The sequence below is a fragment of the Parasphingopyxis sp. genome (genome assembly GCF_028279465.1).
Lineage (GTDB): Bacteria > Pseudomonadota > Alphaproteobacteria > Sphingomonadales > Sphingomonadaceae > Parasphingopyxis.
Genome location: NZ_JANQNS010000013.1, coordinates 94,115 through 110,471 on the forward strand (window position 1 = coordinate 94,115; position 16,357 = coordinate 110,471).

The window sequence follows — 16,357 nt, forward strand, 5'->3', positions numbered from 1 at the left end:
TCCTCGATCAGATAAAGAAAGACCGGCGAAGCCGTGTCGGCACGTCCGGTCTACATATAAAGAATTCCTTATGTGCCTTAGCGGGGGCGCCGCATGAGTGCAAACGCCAATCCGGCGAGCAGCAAGGCGAATATCAGCGGGATGATGTTGCCGTAGCGCGCAAAGACCGTCGGGGCATCGGCAGCAGGCAGGGCTGCATCGATAGTCCCCGCTTCGAGATAGGGCAGATGCTCGACCACGCGGCCGCCGGCATCGATCACCGCCGATATCCCGGTCGGTGTCGAGCGGATCACCGGCAGGCCCTCTTCCATGGCCCTGAGCCGCGCTTGCGCAAGATGTTGGGGCGGACCCCAGGTGCCGAACCAGGCGTCATTCGAGGGATTGAAGAGAAAATCGGGCCGGTTGCCGGGATCGACAGTCCGGCCGGAAAAGATGATCTCGTAGCAAATCTGTCCGCCGACGCTGCCGAAACCGGGCAGTTCCAACGTCTGCGGTCCCGGGCCCGGCCAGAAATCGAGATCACCGGGCGCGAGGCGCGACATGCCGACCGCTTCGAAGAATCCGCGGAGCGGCAGATATTCGCCGAAATGCACAAGGTTCGCCTTGTCGTACCGCCCGAGCATCTCCGCCTCGGCATTCATCGCATAAAGGCTGTTGCGTGCGCCCACGGCCCGGCGGCGGCCATCCTCCCCGGTTTCGACGATCAGCTTCGTGGCGCCCAGCAGGAGGATATCGTCCGGGCCGAGCAGGCTGGCGATCCGGAAGCGTGCGAGGGGCTCGTCTTCGATGAATTCCGGCACGGCCGCCTCGGGCCAGAAGATCAGGCGCGGAGCATCACCGGTTTGTCCGGTCGTTTCCGTCAATCGCGCGAAATTGCGCGCGGCGAAAGCCGGGTCCCATTTTTCCGATTGGTCGATATTGGGCTGGATGACGCGGATCAATGGACGATCCGCGTCGGGCGATTGCGTGGTCGAATTTGGCAGAGTCACAAAACCGGCCAGACTGACGATGGCAGGAATGCCGACCAACATCGCCAAAGCCGACCACCGCCTGTCGCGAAATATGAGGAATATCGCGCCTGAAAGCAGGATGAGCAGGCCAGAAAGCCCATAGGTGCCGATGATGCGCGTCGCGGGGGTCAGCAGCGCCTCGCTGTCCATGCTCGCCACTGTGATGGCCGCGAGCGGGTTCCACGGAAAATTGAGCGGGATCGTCGCGCGCAGATATTCGGCCAGGATCCAGGTGGCGCCGAACAGGAGAACGAAGGTGACCGGCATCGCCTTGCCGACTCGCCATGCCAGTGCCGTTGCGAGGCCCGGAAACAGCGCAACATAGGCGGCGGTGATGAACACCCCGACCCAACCGAGCCAGGCGGGCATGGCCGCCTGATAGGTGAAGGCGGTGGCAATCCAGTTGAGCCCCAGGCCGAAATGCCCCAAGCCGAAAACCCATCCCATGGCGAAGGCAGAGCGCATCCGTTCGACGTTAAGTGTAAGCGCGATCAGCAAGGCGAATGCGGCCAGCGTTAACGGCCACAGGCCGAGCGGGGCGAATCCGGTGGCCGATACCGCCCCGGCGGCGAAAGCGACGAATAGCGCGCGCATGCGAGCGCTATCGCGCGGGTGGGGGACTATTTCAATCGCTATCCGGACGGGCGTTCCAGCAAGGGCGGTTTTGGCCTATGGCGGACGCATGACCGACCTCCCGCCATTCCATCTGGCCTTTCCCGTGCATGATCTGGACGCGGCACGGCGTTTCTATGGCGAGATCATCGGATGCGACGAAGGACGGTCGGACGATCATTGGATCGATTTCGATTTCTTCGGGCACCAGATCGTCGCTCATCTCGCCGCGAATGCCACTGCCCGTGCTGTCAGCAATGCAGTCGACGGCCATGACGTGCCCGTGCCGCATTTCGGCGCGGTGCTCGATTGGGAGGATTTCGCTGCGCTGCGCGATCGTTTCGAAGCGACCGAGACTCCCTGGGGCATCGAACCTTATGTCCGGTTCGAAGGGCAACCCGGCGAGCAGGCGACGATGTTCGTGCGCGATCCGAGCGGCAACGCGCTTGAATTCAAGGCGTTCCGGGATCGCGGCCAGATTTTCGCGAAAGACTAGCCCGCAGCTTCTTCCGTTTCCGGCTCGGGTTCGCGGGGCGGTGCATCAGGGTTGCTGACGCGCCAGATGCGATTGCCGACATCGTCGGCGACCAGTAGTGCGCCGGTTGCATCCGTCATCACGCCGACCGGGCGGCCGCGCGCTTCGTCACCATCGAGAAAGCCGGTGAGTACGTCGATCATCTCGCCAACCGGGCGGCCATTTTCGAACCGGACGAACACGACCTTGTAACCGGAGCGCGGACGGCGGTTCCAGGACCCATGCTGCCCGATAAAGGCGCCATTGCTAAAGCGGCTGCCGAGTCGCGCGCGATCCGCGAATTCCAGGCCGAGCGAGGCGGTATGCGGCCCGAGTGCATAATCGGGCACGCGCGCATATTGGGCCATGCGCGGCGTCAGCGGTTCGACGCGTTCGTCGAGATAGCGGCCCCAATAAATGCCGGGCCAACCATAATTCGAACCGAACACGACTTCGCTCAGATAATCGGGCACGAGATCGCCGCCCAGCATGTCGCGTTCGTTGACGACTGTGTAGAGCCGGTTGCGGGTGGGCTCCCAGTCCAGGCCGACCGGATTGCGCAGGCCCGCGGCAAAGATGCGGAAATCGCGCTCTTCGACATTCACCTCGAGCACCGCCGCGCGGTTTTCCTCGGCCGCCATGCCGCGCTCGCCGATATTGGAGTTCGAGCCGACCGCTACGTACAGGAGATTGGGATCGTCGGGGCTGGCCACGACATTCTTGGTCCAATGGCTGTTGGGTGCATTGGCGGGTAGTTCGACGATCAACTCGCCTTCGCCCTCGATCTCGGTCTGCCCCGGTTCGAACGGGAAGCGGATCAGCGCATCGGTATTGGCGATGTAGAGAAAGCCGCCGGCGACGGTCATGCCGAAGGGTGAGTTCATGCCGTTCGATTCATCGAGCAACGCCGTGCGCTGATCCGCGGTGCCATCGCCATCGACGTCGCGGAGCAGCGTGATGCGGTTAGCCGACGGGCCGAGCGCGCCGGCGCGGGTCATCAGCCGGCGTTCGAACCAGCCAGAGATGCCGCTATATTCGCGCGGTGGCGCACGGGTTTCCGCGACCAGCACGTCGCCATTTTCCAGCGTCAGCATCCAGCGCGGATGATCGAGATCGTCCGCGAACAGATTGACTTCGAGTCCCTCGGCCGGCGTTGGCATTTCGCCGTCCTCCCAGCCGGTCGCCTCGGCGACATTGATCGTCGGAAAGGTCTCGGCGCGCGGCTCGACAAGTTCGGGGGTCGGCCCGCTGACCGCTTCGACGCTGAGCCGCGCCGGGTGCGGGCGAACCATAAGCCAGACGATGATGCCCAATACGATCAGGGCGAAGGGGATCAGAATTAATCTTCTGCGCGTCATGTGTCGTCTTTGTCCTTCTCATCGTCCGCGGGCGGATAGAGTTTCAGCCGGGTCACGCGTTTGCTGTCGCCATCCGTCACTTCGATCTGCCAGCCGCTCGGATGGTCGAGCCGGTCGCCTTCGACCGGCACGCGCCCGGCCAGCACAAAGGCGAGGCCGCCCAGCGTATCGACATCTTCGTCGATCTCGCCGAGCCGTTCATCGATGATCTCTGCGACGTCATCGAGTTCGGCGCGCGCTTCGGCTTCCCAATGGCCCTGCGGCGTTTCGGTCAGCAGCTCGCTTGCTTCCTCGTCATGCTCGTCCTCGATCTCGCCGACGATTTCCTCGACGATATCCTCGATGGTCACGATACCCTCGGTGCCCGAATATTCGTCGAGCACAATGGCCATATGGGTGCGCGTAACCTGCATCTCGGCGAGCAGGTCGAGCACGCCCATCGATTCAGGCACATAGCGCGGTTCGCGGATGAAGCTTTCGATGCTTTCGGGCCGCGGTTCGTCCGATACCAAGGCGGCGAAGATATCGCGGATGTGGATCATCCCGATCACTTCGTCGAGGCTGTTCCGATAGACGGGCAGGCGGCTGTGCCCGGCCTCGGAAAACACCTTCACGACGGTATCGAAGCTCTCCTGCTCCTCGACGGCAATGATGTCGGCGCGCGGTACGCAGACATCGTCGGCGGTTGTCTCGCCGAAGTGGAGCAGCCGCTTGAGCATCTGCCGTTCGACGATCGAAAGATCGCTCTTATCTTCCGGTTCGGCCTGATGCTCGTCGATCGCCGCTTCCAGCTCGTCGCGCAGCGTCGCTTCGCCATTTTCGCCGAAAATCAGGCCGCGAAGCCCTTTCCATAATCGCCCGCCGCCATTTTCGGCAGGGGCGGTGCTACTCGATTCCTCTGGCATGGAGTTGGTGTGCTATACCTCGTGCAGGTTCACAATAGGTTCGTATGGATCGGCGATGCCGAGGGCCGCGAGCGCAGATCGCTCCATGGCTTCCATCGCGACGGCCTCGGCTTCGCCTGTTTCATGGTCATAGCCTAGCAAATGCAGCATCCCATGGACAATAAGATGGGTCGCATGATCGGCGATGGCAATATGCTTGGCTTTGGCTTCGGCGGTGCACACGCCATGAGCCAGCACGATATCGCCGAGCAATATCTCGCCATCGTCGCTATTCGCGAGGCCCGCGAGCATGTCGGTCTGGACCATCGGGAATGACAGCACGTTGGTCGGCTTGTCCTTGCCGCGATAGGCGGCGTTGAGCGCCTGCACTTCGGAATCGTCGGTCAGTTTCACCGATATTTCGACGGTGGCCGCTTCGTTAACGAGATCGCCATGGGGTGTCTGGAGAGCTGCTTGCGTGACGGCCTTGAGCGCAAGTTCGCTCCAGTTCGTTTCGTCAGTCCATGCATCGCCGCATTGTATCGCGACTGCAATCATCCCGCGCCCTCATAGGCTTCGACGATCCGGCCGACGACCGGATGGCGGACGACATCGCCGACGCCGAAACGGACGGTCGCGATGCCCTCGATATCTTCGAGCCGCGATACCGCATCGGCCAGACCGGACACGCCTTCGCCGGGCAGATCGACCTGTTTCGGGTCGCCGCAGACCACCATCCGGCTGTTTTCGCCGAAGCGGGTCAGGAACATCTTCATCTGCGCGGGCGTGGTATTCTGCGCTTCGTCGAGAATGACGAAGGCATCGGCCAGCGTCCGCCCGCGCATGAAGGCGATGGGCGCGATCTCGATTTCGCCGCTCGTAATCCGGCGTTCGACCTGGTCGCTCGGCAGCATATCGTAGAGCGCGTCGTAGAGCGGGCGCAGATAGGGATCGACCTTTTCGCGCATATCGCCCGGCAGGAAGCCAAGCCGTTCGCCCGCTTCAACGGCCGGCCGCGAGAGGATCAGCCGGTCGACCGAACCGGTTATCAGCTGATGCACGGCCTGGGCGACGGCGAGATAGGTCTTGCCCGTGCCCGCCGGGCCGAGTGCGAAGATCACGTCGTCGCGCGCCAACGCCTCCATATAGCGCGTCTGGGTGATCGAGCGTGGGACGATCGTCTTCTTGCGCGTCCGGATCATCACCTTGGGCGGTTCGGACACGTCTTTGCGCACCACACCGTCGAGCGTCGGCTCGGCCGACATCGCGATCACGGCTTCGACGGCGCCGGCATCGATTTCCTGTCCGTTGGCGAGGCGATTATAGAGACCGGTCAACACATCCCGCGCGCGTTCGGCATTCTCCGCATCGCCTTCGATCGTCAGCTGGTTGCCGCGCGCGGCGATATAGACGCCGAGCCGGTTTTCGATGGCCACGAGATTCTGGTCATATTCACCGAACAGACCGCCGAGTAGCTGTTGCTGTTCGAACTCCAAATCGATTCGCGTTTGCCCCTTATCGGCTTTCGCTGCGCTTTTCCTGGCCATCAGGCGGCCTCTCTTTCGGCGAGCGCGCCGCCAAGGCTCTTCGGCCCGGCGCTGATGATATCGACGTCGATCATCGCGCCGATCGGCGCATCGGTTTCGAGATGCACCGATTGCAGCCAGGGCGATTTGCCAATCCGCTGCCCCGGTTTGCGGCCGTCGCGTTCGAGCAGCAGCTGTGTACGCTTGCCGACGGTCTTGCGATTGAAGGCGAGCTGCTGTTCGTTGAGCAGCGCCTGCAGCCGCTGCAGCCGCTCGTCGGCCAGTTCCGGCGCGACGAAATCGTCGGTCATCTCGGCGGCCGGGGTACCGGGACGCGCGCTATATTTGAACGAGAAGGCTTGCGCGTAATCGGTCGCCCGCACGATATCGAGCGTTGCCTCGAAATCCGCATCGCTTTCGCCCGGGAAGCCAACAATGAAGTCGCCGGAGATTGCGATATCGGGCCGGGCGGCGCGCATGCGCTCGATGATCGCCAGATAGCTTTCCGCGCTGTGGCTGCGGTTCATGGCCTTGAGGATCGGATCGGAGCCGGACTGTACGGGCAGATGCAGATAGGGCATCAGCGTTTCGACCTCGCCATGGGCGGCGATCAGGCCCTCGGTCATGTCGTTCGGATGGCTCGTCGTATAACGAATGCGCGCGAGGCCGGGGATCCGGTCGAGCGCGCGGATCAGACCGTCCAGGCCCTGCGTGCGTCCTGTATCGTCTTCGGCGGACCAGGCATTCACATTCTGGCCGAGCAGCGTGATTTCCTTCGCGCCCGCATCGACCAGCGCCTTGGCCTCGTCGATAATCGCACCCCATGGGCGCGATATCTCGGCGCCGCGCGTGTAGGGCACGACGCAATAGGTGCAGAATTTGTCGCAGCCTTCCTGCACGGTGAGGAAGGCGCTCGGCGCCTGTTTCGCGCGCTTCGGTAGCGCGCCGAATTTCGAATCCGCTGGCATATCGGTGTCGAGTGCATTCTCACTGCGCGCAGCTTTAGCGACGAGCTCAGGCAGATTATGATAGGCCTGTGGACCGACGACGATATCCACCTCTTTCGCCCGGCGCGGGATTTCGGCCCCCTCGGCCTGCGCGACGCAGCCCGCAACCGCGATCATCGGTGTCGATCCGTCCTCTCGCCGCATCCGCCCGATATCCGAATAGACCTTCTCGGCCGCCTTTTCGCGGATATGGCAGGTATTGAGCACGACGAGATCGGCCGCGTCCGCATCCTTGGCGGGCGACAATCCCTTCGCGTCCAGCAACTCCGCCATGCGCTCGCCATCATAGACGTTCATCTGGCAGCCGAAGCTCTTGACGAAATAGCTCTTTGGTAGAGGCTTGTCATGCATAGGCCGCCGCATCTAGTTTACCGCAGTATTAGGTGCAACCATCAGGTTTGCGGCTAATCATGGTTCTTTCGACGACTTCGAAGAATTCCTTTCGCCCATTGCCTACTGTAAGGCTTCGCTTTCGGATTTTCCAAAACCATTTGCGCGAGCTTGAGTTCATACTCCCGTAAACCTCGCAGCCCCGATTGGCCGAGTATCTTTTTGCGCTTTGTGACTTCCTGAGCAACCTCGAATGGAGTCATATCGCGATAGGGCCAAAAAAGGAGGTCAGTTGAAAAAGCCGTTGGAAGACTTGCTTCCAAGTATTCAAACAACCTGTCTTCCCAAATTTGCCCCCCGTTTGATCGATGAAAGTCGACTATTTGTGCTAGCTCGGTTTCGCTCATATCGGATAGAGGTTCAGGAAAATCGATGGCAGCGGCTTCGGCAAGTTCCTCTTCACTTGTCCAGCCCCATATCTCGAAGAAGGTCTCTTCTTGCCACTCCTTGCCAGTCAGTTTCTCTAGTTCAGAGAGGCTTTGCTTTGGATCGCCCACCCCATCATTTACCGCCGCAACGCACCTCTTCATTGCGTTACAAATCTGCGCTACGAAAGTTGGATCGGGCTGCGCGGTAAACTTGGAAATTAGTTCCTTAACGCGTGGGCTGAGCTGAGAAGACGTCAAATCTGCCTCACGTGATGTTGCCATTTATGTAACTATAGGACAGCTCGGCCGCCAAGAGAAGCGGAGAGCGCTTGCCGGATTTGCTCGCGCGCCGTGGCGGCAATCTCTTTGCGGTCGTTACAATGGCTCGGGTCGAACGGGGTCAGGAACACTATGCGCACCGGTATCACCGCGCGCCGGCACATGATGCGCCATGTATAGTGCAAAGCGCCTTCGGTGCCGATCCATCCGACTTCCGGCCCGGTTCCTTGAAAATCGAGCAGGATCGGCTGGACGCGGATACCGCGCGGGGGCGGGACGAGCACGGCGAAAAGCGAGGGTTTGAACGGCAACAGGCTGGTGCCGTCGGTCGTCGTGCCTTCGGGAAAGATCGTGATCGGCTGATGATCGGCAATCGCTTCTTTCAGCTCTTCGATTTGCCGGCCGACGCCGAGCCGGTCGCCGCGCGACACAAAAACCGTGTGATTGAGCGTCGCCAGCCAGCCGGTGATCGGCCATCTGCGGATTTCCGCCTTGGCAACGAACGCCGAGCGCGTGACGCCGCCGATGATTGGAATGTCGATCCAGCTCAGATGATTGGAGACATAGAAAACGTCTTCCTTCAAGGGGACGCCTTCGGTGACGATGCGGATGTTGAGGATCCAGGCGATACCGAACAGAAATCGCGGCGGCCAGGGCGATGCCTGACCCGCCAACCGGTATCCGCCGTGCAAGATCAGGCACACGCCCAGAAGCCCGAACATAGCGATCAGCCGGAGGAGAAATCTGACGGGTCCGAAAAATCCGATGGGCGGATAGCTTTCCGGGTTTTCCGTGCTCATGCCGCTTGGCGCTGCGCCACATCTATTCCAAGAGCTTTGGCGATTGCAGTTTCGCACTGTTCGGCGATGTCCTTCCGATGTGACTCTTCGTCGATCGGGATCGGCTCCAGCAGATGGATCGTCACATCTTCGACGCCGCGCCGCGCGAATATCTTGCGTGCATTCGTGCCCGCATGGCTGCCGCTTGGCCAGATCAGATCGGCGCTATGCTCGCCATAATCGAGCGCGATCGGCTGTACGGAAATATGGTCGACCGGCGGGATAACCGATCCGAACAGGGCCGGACGGAAGGGCATCAATTTGCCGTTGTTGAGTTTGCCTTCGGGGAAGAAGGCGACAGACAGACCGTCATGCAGGGCGCGACGGATACGCTCCGCTTGCGCGCCGGCCGCGCGGCGATCGCTGTTCGCAATATAGATCGTGCCGACCATCGTCGCGAGCCAGCCGGCGATCGGCCAGCGGCGGACGGATTCCTTGGATACGAAGGACGCGCCGGTCGCGCCGCCGATCAGCAATATGTCCATCCAGCTCTGATGATTGGCCGCGAAAAGGATCGTTCCGGGCGCGCGTTCACCGATGACCGTCGCACGCATCCCGCAGGCCCGGGCGCACCAGCCCAGAAAGCGCTGCGGCCAAGGAGAGCGTTGCCGGAACAAACGCCAGAGCAAATGGAGCGGTACGCAAAAGAGAATCAGCCCGGCGAGCCAGGCAAGGCGGAAAAGGAAGCGTATCAACGCGCGGTCCTAGCCGTCGCGATTGTGTGACACGCCATACAGCTCCATCCGATGATCGACGAGCCGATAACCGAGTTTCTCGGCGATACGCCGCTGCAGTTCTTCCAGCTCCTCGTCGACAAATTCGATGACCTTACCGGTTTCGACATCGATCAAATGATCATGATGATCGTCCGCGGCGGCCTCGTAGCGCGCCCGGCCGTCGCCGAAATCGTGGCGTTCCAGAATGCCGGCTTCCTCGAACAGCCGAACTGTCCGATACACCGTTGCAATCGAAATGCCGCTGTCCACTTTCGAAGCGCGTTCGTGCAAGGCCTCGACATCGGGATGATCGTCCGCTTCCGATAAGACGCCAGCGATCACGCGACGCTGTTCGGTAATGCGCAACCCTTTTTCCGCACACAGCGCTTCGATATCTATCTTTCGGCTCATAAGATGAGTCTAGAGGATAACCCCGGGGCTGAAAAGGGACGAGCGAACTGCAGCCGCGATTAAACGGCGTTTATCTCTTTTTCCGCCGCGCCCCAGGCTTGCGGCCGAGACCGATCTTCTTGGCCAGCTTACGGCGCTGTTCGGCATAGTTGGGCGATACCATCGGATAATCGGCGGGCAGGCCCCATTTCTGGCGATACTCGTCCGGAGTCATGCCGTAATGCGTCATCAGGTGGCGCTTGAGCATTTTGAGCTTCTTCCCGTCTTCGAGGCAGACGATATAGTCCGGCTTGATCGACGACCGGATGGAGACGGCCGGTTCTGGTTTTTCTTCCGGGGCATTGGCTTCGTCGAGCTCGCTCAACGCGTTGTGAACATTCTGAATGAGAAGCGGCAGATCCGAAACGGCGACGCTGTTATTGCTAACATGTGCAGACACGATATCTGCCGTCAGCGTTATTAGAGTTTCGGTCATGTCGACAGTATCGGTCATCGAAAGTCATCCTATTCGTAATCTGTTAACTCGTCGCATCGTGCGATATGCGTAGTGATGTATATCCGAAATGGATAAATCAACTGCTTTTATCGCAATTATTGTTCAGCAGGCGCATCTAGTTGAAGTGCTAACGTTATTGCATCGAAATGTTCGCCGTCACGACCGCTATAATAGTTTTTCCGCCGCCCGATTTGCTCGAATCCGATGGCGGAATAGAGATCGGCCGCCGCATTTCCGTCCCGGACTTCGAGGTGCAGCCGCGCGGCGCCGCGCGCTCTCGCCGTCCGCGCGACCTCCTTCAGCATATTGCGCCCGATCCCCTTGCCGCGATATTCAGGCTGTACAGCAATGAGCAGCAATTCCGCTTCGTCCACGATCATCCGGGAGAGGGCAAAACCGACCGGCCGGTCGTCCTGCCGGTCTACGATAATCCAGCTGTTTGTATCACCGAGCATCCCCCGGCACTGCGCGCGCGACCAGCCTTCGCCGAAACGCGGATCGAACGCGCCGTCCATGATTGCCATCACAGCGTCGAGATCGCGACGCGCGGCGCTGGTCGCCGGCTCGTCGCGAGATGCGATAATCGTCATTGCGGCGGGCGCGCATCGGGCGCCCGGCCATAGATCGGCTTGGGCGGCAAGGCCCGGAAGGATTGCGGAAGCCGGCGGACTTCTGCGGCGCGGGGATAGAGTTCGATGGCCTTCCCGGTTTCCGCCAGTGCCACAAGTTCGGCCGCCGCGTTGCCGACCAATAGCGGTTCTTCAATTACGTCAACGGCCGCCTCCGGCCGCAAGGATGCGAGCGGCGCGATTTCGGCAAAGGGTTCCTTGCTGAAGCGCTGCACGAACATTTCCCCATGACCTCCGAGAATCGTTACCGCCAGTCTATCGGCTGCGGCGCCATCGGAAAAGGTCATGGCGGCCATCAAAGCGAGTGCCGAATAACCTTGCACGTTTGCCCCCCAGCCGAGGCCGAGCGCCCGGGCGGTGGCGAGGCCGACACGCAGCCCGGTAAAGCTGCCCGGCCCGCAATCGACGAGTATGGTATCCGCACGGCCACTGCCTGGCAGTTCCGCGATCATCGGCACCAGCTTTTCCGCATGGCCGCGCCCGACGATTTCGTGCCGCTCCGCGACAAGCTCTTCCCCATCGATCAGCGCCACCGAACAGGCGTCGGAGGCGGTATCGATTGCGAGGATCATGCTGGCTCGCGCGGATCAGGCTATGCGGTTGAACGTGTCGAATTCGGGCCGGGGACTGCGGTCGAAAATCGTTTCCGGATCGCCATAGCCAAGCGTCGAGATGAAATTCGCCTTATGCTTGGTCCCGTCGAAAAAGGCCGCATTGACCTTGTCATGATCGAAGCCGGACATCGGCCCCGTATCGAGGCCGATCGCGCGCGCGGCAATGATGAAATAGGCGCCCTGCAGGGAGCTGTTGCGGAAGGCGTGGTCCTTGCGCGCCTCGAGATCGCCCTCGAACCAGCTTTTCGCGTCGGTATGCGGGAACAGCCAGGGTAGCTCTTCGTGGAAATCGGGATCCATGCCGATCACGACGGCCGCAGGCGCCTCACGGATCTTGTCCTTGTTGCCCTCCGATGCACAGTCGGCGAGCGTGTCCTTCGCGTCCTGGCTCATGCACCAGACGAAGCGTGCGGGTTGCTGATTGGCCGATGTCGGCCCCATTTTCAGCAGCTCGTATATCTGGTGGATATGGTCTTCGGTGACCGGCTTGTCGTGATAGCCGTTATAGGTGCGCGCGGTACGAAAGATCGTGTCGAGCGCGTCGTCAGACAGCGGCTTTCCCATCGATATCCCCTCTTGGAAACGGTTCGGATCAGATCGCGCGAACTTCGGTCACTTCCGGCACATAGTGTTTGAGCAACTGCTCGATGCCCTGTTTGAGCGTCGCGGTGGACGAAGGACAGCCCGAACAGGCGCCCTGCATCTGCAGAAACACTTTGCCCTCTTGAAAACCGCGATAGACGATATCGCCACCGTCCTGGGCGACGGCCGGGCGCACGCGCGTTTCGATCAATTGGCGAATCTGCGCCACGATCTCGGCGTCCTCAGGATCGTCGTCGAAGCTTTCCGCCGGCACCGCGATATCGGCGGTATTGCCCTCCTTAAACAGGGGGGCTCCGCTCGCGAAATGGTCGAGCATCACGCCGAGCACATCGGGCTTGAGCGTTGCCCAGTCGACGCCTTGCGCCGCCGTCACCGAGACGAAATCATAACCGTAGAACACGCCCGTTACGTCGCCGAGATTGAACAGCGCTTCGGCAAGCGGCGAGACACTCGCTTCTTCGGGCGCCGCGAAATCGCGGGTGCCGGTCGCCATAACCTGTTGGCCGGGCAGGAATTTCAGTGTTGCCGGATTGGGCGTGGTTTCGGTTTCTATCAGCATGACTTCGACATGGCGTTTCGGGGCTTTAGGATCAAGAGGTTGCGGGTTTTCCATTTGACAGGGGATGGGTTGGCGAACAGGTTGGTAACGGGTTCATGAGAGGAGAATTGCAATGATCGTATTGCTGGGTCGGATTTTGCTGGGCGCGCTATTTGTGATGGCGGGCTTCAACAAAACGCAGGGAATAGACGGGCTGGCCGGATTTCTCGAGACGGGGCCGGTGCCGGGTTTCATGGCCTGGCCAACCGCCATATTCGAAATCGTTGCAGGCCTGATGATTATCGTAGGCTTTTTTACCCGTTACGCGGCCGTCGCGCTGGCGCTATTCTGTATCGCGACCGGAGTTTTCTACCATCCAGCCGAAGACGGTGGGATCGATATCGGCGCGATGCTCAAGAATTTCTCGGTCGCCGGTGGTTTCCTGATCCTCTACACCCATGGCGCCGGTATGCTCAGCATCGACGCGCGCCGGGGCGGCACGGACTGAGGGCGGTCGCGCCATGATCCCGAAAAGCTTGTTCGATTTTCTGCGGGAATTGACCGACAATAATAATCGCGACTGGTTCAACGCGAATAAGGATCATTACAAGGCGGAGGTCGTTGCGCCGATTTCCGCCTTCATCGAACGGATGGCGCCGCGCGTCCATGCAATCAGCGAGCATATCGTCGTCGACCCGCGGCCCAATGGCGGATCGATGTTCCGCATCTATCGCGATACGCGTTTCTCGAAGGACAAGACGCCGTACAAGACCCATGTCGGCTGCCAGTTCCGCCACGCGGCGGGCAAGGATGCGCATGCGCCGGGCTTTTACGTGCACTTCGAACCGGGCAAATGCTTCTTCGGCGGCGGTGTGTGGCAGCCGCCGTCCGAGCCGCTGCGTGCGATCCGGCAGCGGATCGTCGACAAGCCCGGCGAATGGCGCGACGCGGTCGCGGGCATCGACGTTCGCGGCAATCAGCTGAAGCGCGGGCCCAAGGGTTTCGACCCCGAGCACGAACTGATCGAGGACCTGAAACGCAAGAGCTTTTTCGCCATGCATGAGGGCACGGAAACGCTCGCCCGGTCGAAAAAGTTGGAGGACGAAGTGGAAGCGCAGTTCCGCAGGGCCGCGCCGCTTATGCGATTCATTGCGGACTCGATCGGGGTCGCTTTTTAGCCTTTCGCGCAATTTGCTTGCGTATTTGCGCAACATAACCCATATGCGCTGCAGCGCAGCATGAAGCGGATATCCTGCTTCTCCCAACAATCGGCAGCGTGATCGTCCGCCACCAAGCGGAACCGGCCGGTAACCAGCGCACGAATTTCCTGAGGCTTCCCTTATCACGCGGGTCGTTTCGCAACCCGCGCCATGCGGCTGCGCACCCGATGACGGTGCGCGCCTGCATGCCGCCTATGTGAGTATAACCATTGACCAAATTTTCCGATCTCGGCCTGGCCGAACCCATTCAGCGCGCGCTTGCCGCGAAAGACTATACGACGCCGACGCCGATCCAGGTGCAGGCGATCCCGCCGCTGCTCGACGGTCGCGATCTGTGCGGCATTGCGCAGACCGGCACCGGCAAGACGGCAGCTTTTGCCCTGCCTTCGCTGGATTATCTGGCCGAGGAAGAGGGTGCTCGCCGCGCCAAAGCCTGCCGCATGCTCATCCTCTCGCCGACCCGCGAACTGGCGAGCCAGATCGCGGACAGTATGCGCGGCTATGCCAAATATCTGCGGATGCGGATCGAGACAGTGTTCGGCGGCGTTCCGGTGAACAAGCAGAAACGCAAGCTTGAAAATGGCGTCGATGTTCTGGTCGCCACGCCGGGTCGGCTTCTCGACCTCATCGACCAGCGGGCGCTGACGCTCGAAGATGTCGAGATTTTCGTTCTCGACGAGGCCGATCAGATGTTGGACCTCGGCTTTATCCATGATCTCAAGCGGATCGAAAAGCTCCTGCCGCAGCGCAGGCAGAGTCTGTTCTTCTCGGCAACCATGCCGAAGAATATCGCCAATCTCGCCGACAAATTCCTCTACCAGCCAGTCAAAGTGTCGGTCGCACCGCAGGCGACCACGGCCGAGCGCGTCGAACAGTATGCGACCTTTGTCGGGCAGAAGGAAAAGCAGGCGCTGCTGACGATGACGCTGCGCGACGAGGATATCAAGCGTGCGCTCATATTTTCGCGCACCAAGCATGGCGCGGACCGCATCGTCCGCTTCCTTGCCGGCGCGAAGATCGGGGCCGCCGCGATCCACGGCAACAAGAGTCAGCCACAGCGCGAAGCCGCGCTTGCGGCGTTCCGCTCGGGCGAGATCAAATATCTGGTCGCGACCGATATCGCCGCGCGCGGCATCGACATCCCGGCCGTCAGCCATGTCTTCAACTTCGATATGCCGAACGTGCCCGAGCAATATGTGCACCGGATCGGCCGTACGGCCCGGGCCGGGGCGAGCGGGATCGCCATCTCCTTCGTGAATGACGAAGACGAGCGCGGTTATCTGAAGGCGATCGAACGGCTGACCGGCATTCGGCTGGACAAACGGGCCCTGCCCGAGGATTTCGTCGCCAAAGCGGCAGAACTGCCCAAGGCTGCGCCGCGCAGCCATGGCAAGGGACCGAGAAACGGTAAACCCAAATCGCACAATCGCCGCCGCGGCGAACGCGCAGACGGACAGGGCCAAAAACGCCGCCGTCGCCGCAATCGCAACAAGAACGGCGTCGGGGCCCATCGCGGCGCGGTGAAGCGCCAGGGCAACCGCTAACTAAATGATGAGTCGAACGGCGTGGAGTAGCGCCTAGAGCGCGTCGACCGCCGCCACAATATCGCTGAGTTCCGGGCGCTCCCGATAGTCGCTTTCGACCATCTTGGCGCGCACCGTACCGTCCGTGCCGATCACCAGGATGGCCGGGCGCGGCACGCCGTTGGCGAAGCTTCCCTCGCCATATTGCGGGTCGCGCAGGTCGAAAGCGTCGATCATCGCCGAGCCTTCGTCTGACAGCATTGTGTAGCCGATATCCTCGCGCTCGGAGAATTCCGCGAGAACCGCCGGGGCGTCATAGCTCAGCGTCGCCAGCGTATAGCCGCGCGCTTCGAGATCGGCCTCGAGATCGCGGAATTCGACGAGCTGCGCCTGACATACGCTGCACCAGTCGGCGGACCGGTTGAAGGCCAGCACGATGCCGTTTTCACCGACCAGATCGTCGAGGCGCCGTTCCGCGCCTGTCGCATCGAGGGTCAGGAAATCGGCGGGAATGGCCTCGCCGACTGCCGGCCCCGAATGCTCCATCGGTTCGCTCTCGATCTGTTCGGCCTGTTCCGCCGGTTCGGTTTCGGACGCCGTGTCCTGGGTACAGGCCGCGATACCGAGCGTGGCGGCCGCCGAGATGAAAAAGATGGTTGTTGCGCGCATGCTTCGAAACTCCCGAAAAGATGTCCGGCTTCCTATTCGCGAAAAAAGGCGGGGAGGTTACGATCTAGATCACAGTTTGGAACGATAGCTGAAAAAATCGCGCTCTCTCCCATGCTTGGCCTTGCCTGTTGGCGGCTGGGCATGAAATATG

Annotated in this window: 20 protein-coding genes; 4 read left to right on the forward strand and 16 right to left on the reverse strand. The window is 61.1% G+C overall.

All coding sequences use genetic code 11. The annotated features are described in order from the left end of the window. Positions 1–77: 77 nt before the first annotated feature. Complete coding sequence (gene lnt / locus Q0974_RS07075; RefSeq protein ID WP_299324253.1) at positions 78–1,604, reverse strand: apolipoprotein N-acyltransferase; 1,527 nt, start codon at positions 1,602–1,604, stop codon at positions 78–80. A gap of 88 nt (positions 1,605–1,692) precedes the next feature. Between lnt and Q0974_RS07080 the strand changes: the two genes are divergently transcribed. Next, positions 1,693–2,118, forward strand: coding sequence for a VOC family protein (locus Q0974_RS07080; protein WP_299324255.1), 426 nt, complete (start codon positions 1,693–1,695; stop codon positions 2,116–2,118). Here the strand turns inward: Q0974_RS07080 and Q0974_RS07085 are convergent. The 14 genes from Q0974_RS07085 to Q0974_RS07150 form a co-directional block, all read right to left on the reverse strand. Next, on the reverse strand, positions 2,115–3,494 hold the full coding sequence (locus tag Q0974_RS07085) for a sorbosone dehydrogenase family protein (protein WP_299324258.1): 1,380 nt from the start codon (positions 3,492–3,494) through the stop codon (positions 2,115–2,117). The two genes, Q0974_RS07080 and Q0974_RS07085, sit on opposite strands and share 4 nt — an antisense overlap. Next, complete coding sequence (locus Q0974_RS07090) at positions 3,491–4,399, reverse strand: hemolysin family protein (RefSeq protein WP_299324260.1); 909 nt, start codon at positions 4,397–4,399, stop codon at positions 3,491–3,493. Before Q0974_RS07090 ends, Q0974_RS07085 begins: the two co-directional genes overlap by 4 nt. 12 nt (positions 4,400–4,411) lie before the next feature. Further along, positions 4,412–4,936 (reverse strand): rRNA maturation RNase YbeY, encoded by a 525-nt coding sequence (gene ybeY, locus Q0974_RS07095; RefSeq protein WP_299324263.1) that lies wholly within the window; start codon positions 4,934–4,936, stop codon positions 4,412–4,414. After that, positions 4,933–5,925 carry a PhoH family protein gene (locus Q0974_RS07100; RefSeq protein WP_299324265.1) on the reverse strand — a complete coding sequence of 331 codons (993 nt, stop codon included), beginning with the start codon at positions 5,923–5,925 and terminating at the stop codon, positions 4,933–4,935. The genes ybeY and Q0974_RS07100 overlap by 4 nt, the downstream gene beginning before the upstream one ends. Then, positions 5,925–7,262 (reverse strand): tRNA (N6-isopentenyl adenosine(37)-C2)-methylthiotransferase MiaB, encoded by a 1,338-nt coding sequence (gene miaB / locus Q0974_RS07105; RefSeq protein WP_299324267.1) that lies wholly within the window; start codon positions 7,260–7,262, stop codon positions 5,925–5,927. The genes Q0974_RS07100 and miaB overlap by 1 nt, the downstream gene beginning before the upstream one ends. Positions 7,263–7,315: 53 nt before the next feature. Continuing rightward, on the reverse strand, positions 7,316–7,951 hold the full coding sequence (locus Q0974_RS07110) for a hypothetical protein (protein ID WP_299324269.1): 636 nt from the start codon (positions 7,949–7,951) through the stop codon (positions 7,316–7,318). A gap of 8 nt (positions 7,952–7,959) precedes the next feature. Then, the gene (locus Q0974_RS07115) at positions 7,960–8,748 is read right to left on the reverse strand and encodes a 1-acyl-sn-glycerol-3-phosphate acyltransferase (protein WP_299324272.1); all 789 of its coding nucleotides are present in this window, start codon (positions 8,746–8,748) and stop codon (positions 7,960–7,962) included. Then, on the reverse strand, positions 8,745–9,482 hold the full coding sequence (locus Q0974_RS07120; RefSeq protein ID WP_299324273.1) for a 1-acyl-sn-glycerol-3-phosphate acyltransferase: 738 nt from the start codon (positions 9,480–9,482) through the stop codon (positions 8,745–8,747). The genes Q0974_RS07115 and Q0974_RS07120 overlap by 4 nt, the downstream gene beginning before the upstream one ends. Before the next feature lie 9 nt (positions 9,483–9,491). Further along, complete coding sequence (locus tag Q0974_RS07125) at positions 9,492–9,914, reverse strand: Fur family transcriptional regulator (protein ID WP_299324275.1); 423 nt, start codon at positions 9,912–9,914, stop codon at positions 9,492–9,494. A gap of 70 nt (positions 9,915–9,984) precedes the next feature. Beyond that, entirely contained in the window at positions 9,985–10,407 is a 423-nt protein-coding gene (locus Q0974_RS07130) for a MucR family transcriptional regulator (RefSeq protein WP_299324277.1), read from the reverse strand. Positions 10,408–10,505: 98 nt separating this feature from the next. Then, positions 10,506–11,000: a ribosomal protein S18-alanine N-acetyltransferase gene (rimI, locus tag Q0974_RS07135; protein WP_299324285.1), complete on the reverse strand. Its 495-nt coding sequence runs from the start codon at positions 10,998–11,000 to the stop codon at positions 10,506–10,508. Continuing rightward, positions 10,997–11,611: a tRNA (adenosine(37)-N6)-threonylcarbamoyltransferase complex dimerization subunit type 1 TsaB gene (tsaB, locus tag Q0974_RS07140; RefSeq protein ID WP_299324286.1), complete on the reverse strand. Its 615-nt coding sequence runs from the start codon at positions 11,609–11,611 to the stop codon at positions 10,997–10,999. The genes rimI and tsaB overlap by 4 nt, the downstream gene beginning before the upstream one ends. Positions 11,612–11,626: 15 nt before the next feature. Continuing rightward, positions 11,627–12,217 carry a malonic semialdehyde reductase gene (locus Q0974_RS07145; protein ID WP_299324288.1) on the reverse strand — a complete coding sequence of 197 codons (591 nt, stop codon included), beginning with the start codon at positions 12,215–12,217 and terminating at the stop codon, positions 11,627–11,629. A gap of 28 nt (positions 12,218–12,245) precedes the next feature. Then, complete coding sequence (locus Q0974_RS07150; protein ID WP_299324289.1) at positions 12,246–12,815, reverse strand: NifU family protein; 570 nt, start codon at positions 12,813–12,815, stop codon at positions 12,246–12,248. Positions 12,816–12,927: 112 nt separating this feature from the next. Between Q0974_RS07150 and Q0974_RS07155 the strand changes: the two genes are divergently transcribed. The 3 genes from Q0974_RS07155 to Q0974_RS07165 all read left to right on the forward strand — a co-directional run bounded on the left by Q0974_RS07155 (position 12,928) and on the right by Q0974_RS07165 (position 15,558). Further along, on the forward strand, positions 12,928–13,302 hold the full coding sequence (locus tag Q0974_RS07155) for a DoxX family protein (RefSeq protein WP_299324291.1): 375 nt from the start codon (positions 12,928–12,930) through the stop codon (positions 13,300–13,302). A 13-nt stretch (positions 13,303–13,315) separates the two neighbouring features. Continuing rightward, positions 13,316–13,972: a DUF2461 domain-containing protein gene (locus Q0974_RS07160; RefSeq protein ID WP_299324292.1), complete on the forward strand. Its 657-nt coding sequence runs from the start codon at positions 13,316–13,318 to the stop codon at positions 13,970–13,972. Between the two features lie 251 nt (positions 13,973–14,223). Beyond that, positions 14,224–15,558, forward strand: a complete 1,335-nt coding sequence (locus Q0974_RS07165; RefSeq protein ID WP_299324294.1) for a DEAD/DEAH box helicase — start codon at positions 14,224–14,226, stop codon at positions 15,556–15,558. Positions 15,559–15,591: 33 nt separating this feature from the next. Here Q0974_RS07165 and Q0974_RS07170 read toward each other — a convergent pair whose 3' ends face one another. Next, complete coding sequence (locus tag Q0974_RS07170; RefSeq protein WP_299324296.1) at positions 15,592–16,206, reverse strand: peroxiredoxin family protein; 615 nt, start codon at positions 16,204–16,206, stop codon at positions 15,592–15,594. Positions 16,207–16,357 lie beyond the last annotated feature (151 nt).

Excerpts from the sequence above, each read along its gene's own strand:
- Q0974_RS07085 (WP_299324258.1), bottom strand. The coding sequence starts at position 3,494 with ATGACGCGCAGAAGATTAATTCTGATCCCCTTCGCCCTGATCGTATTG.
- Q0974_RS07110 (WP_299324269.1), bottom strand. The coding sequence starts at position 7,951 with ATGGCAACATCACGTGAGGCAGATTTGACGTCTTCTCAGCTCAGCCCA.
- Q0974_RS07155 (WP_299324291.1), top strand. The coding sequence starts at position 12,928 with ATGATCGTATTGCTGGGTCGGATTTTGCTGGGCGCGCTATTTGTGATG.
- Q0974_RS07125 (WP_299324275.1), bottom strand. The coding sequence starts at position 9,914 with ATGAGCCGAAAGATAGATATCGAAGCGCTGTGTGCGGAAAAAGGGTTG.
- rimI (WP_299324285.1), bottom strand. The coding sequence starts at position 11,000 with ATGACGATTATCGCATCTCGCGACGAGCCGGCGACCAGCGCCGCGCGT.
- Q0974_RS07080 (WP_299324255.1), top strand. The coding sequence starts at position 1,693 with ATGACCGACCTCCCGCCATTCCATCTGGCCTTTCCCGTGCATGATCTG.
- tsaB (WP_299324286.1), bottom strand. The coding sequence starts at position 11,611 with ATGATCCTCGCAATCGATACCGCCTCCGACGCCTGTTCGGTGGCGCTG.
- Q0974_RS07160 (WP_299324292.1), top strand. The coding sequence starts at position 13,316 with ATGATCCCGAAAAGCTTGTTCGATTTTCTGCGGGAATTGACCGACAAT.
- ybeY (WP_299324263.1), bottom strand. The coding sequence starts at position 4,936 with ATGATTGCAGTCGCGATACAATGCGGCGATGCATGGACTGACGAAACG.
- miaB (WP_299324267.1), bottom strand. The coding sequence starts at position 7,262 with ATGCATGACAAGCCTCTACCAAAGAGCTATTTCGTCAAGAGCTTCGGC.
- Q0974_RS07170 (WP_299324296.1), bottom strand. The coding sequence starts at position 16,206 with ATGCGCGCAACAACCATCTTTTTCATCTCGGCGGCCGCCACGCTCGGT.
- lnt (WP_299324253.1), bottom strand. The coding sequence starts at position 1,604 with ATGCGCGCGCTATTCGTCGCTTTCGCCGCCGGGGCGGTATCGGCCACC.
- Q0974_RS07115 (WP_299324272.1), bottom strand. The coding sequence starts at position 8,748 with ATGAGCACGGAAAACCCGGAAAGCTATCCGCCCATCGGATTTTTCGGA.
- Q0974_RS07130 (WP_299324277.1), bottom strand. The coding sequence starts at position 10,407 with ATGACCGATACTGTCGACATGACCGAAACTCTAATAACGCTGACGGCA.
- Q0974_RS07100 (WP_299324265.1), bottom strand. The coding sequence starts at position 5,925 with ATGGCCAGGAAAAGCGCAGCGAAAGCCGATAAGGGGCAAACGCGAATC.
- Q0974_RS07090 (WP_299324260.1), bottom strand. The coding sequence starts at position 4,399 with ATGCCAGAGGAATCGAGTAGCACCGCCCCTGCCGAAAATGGCGGCGGG.
- Q0974_RS07150 (WP_299324289.1), bottom strand. The coding sequence starts at position 12,815 with ATGCTGATAGAAACCGAAACCACGCCCAATCCGGCAACACTGAAATTC.
- Q0974_RS07145 (WP_299324288.1), bottom strand. The coding sequence starts at position 12,217 with ATGGGAAAGCCGCTGTCTGACGACGCGCTCGACACGATCTTTCGTACC.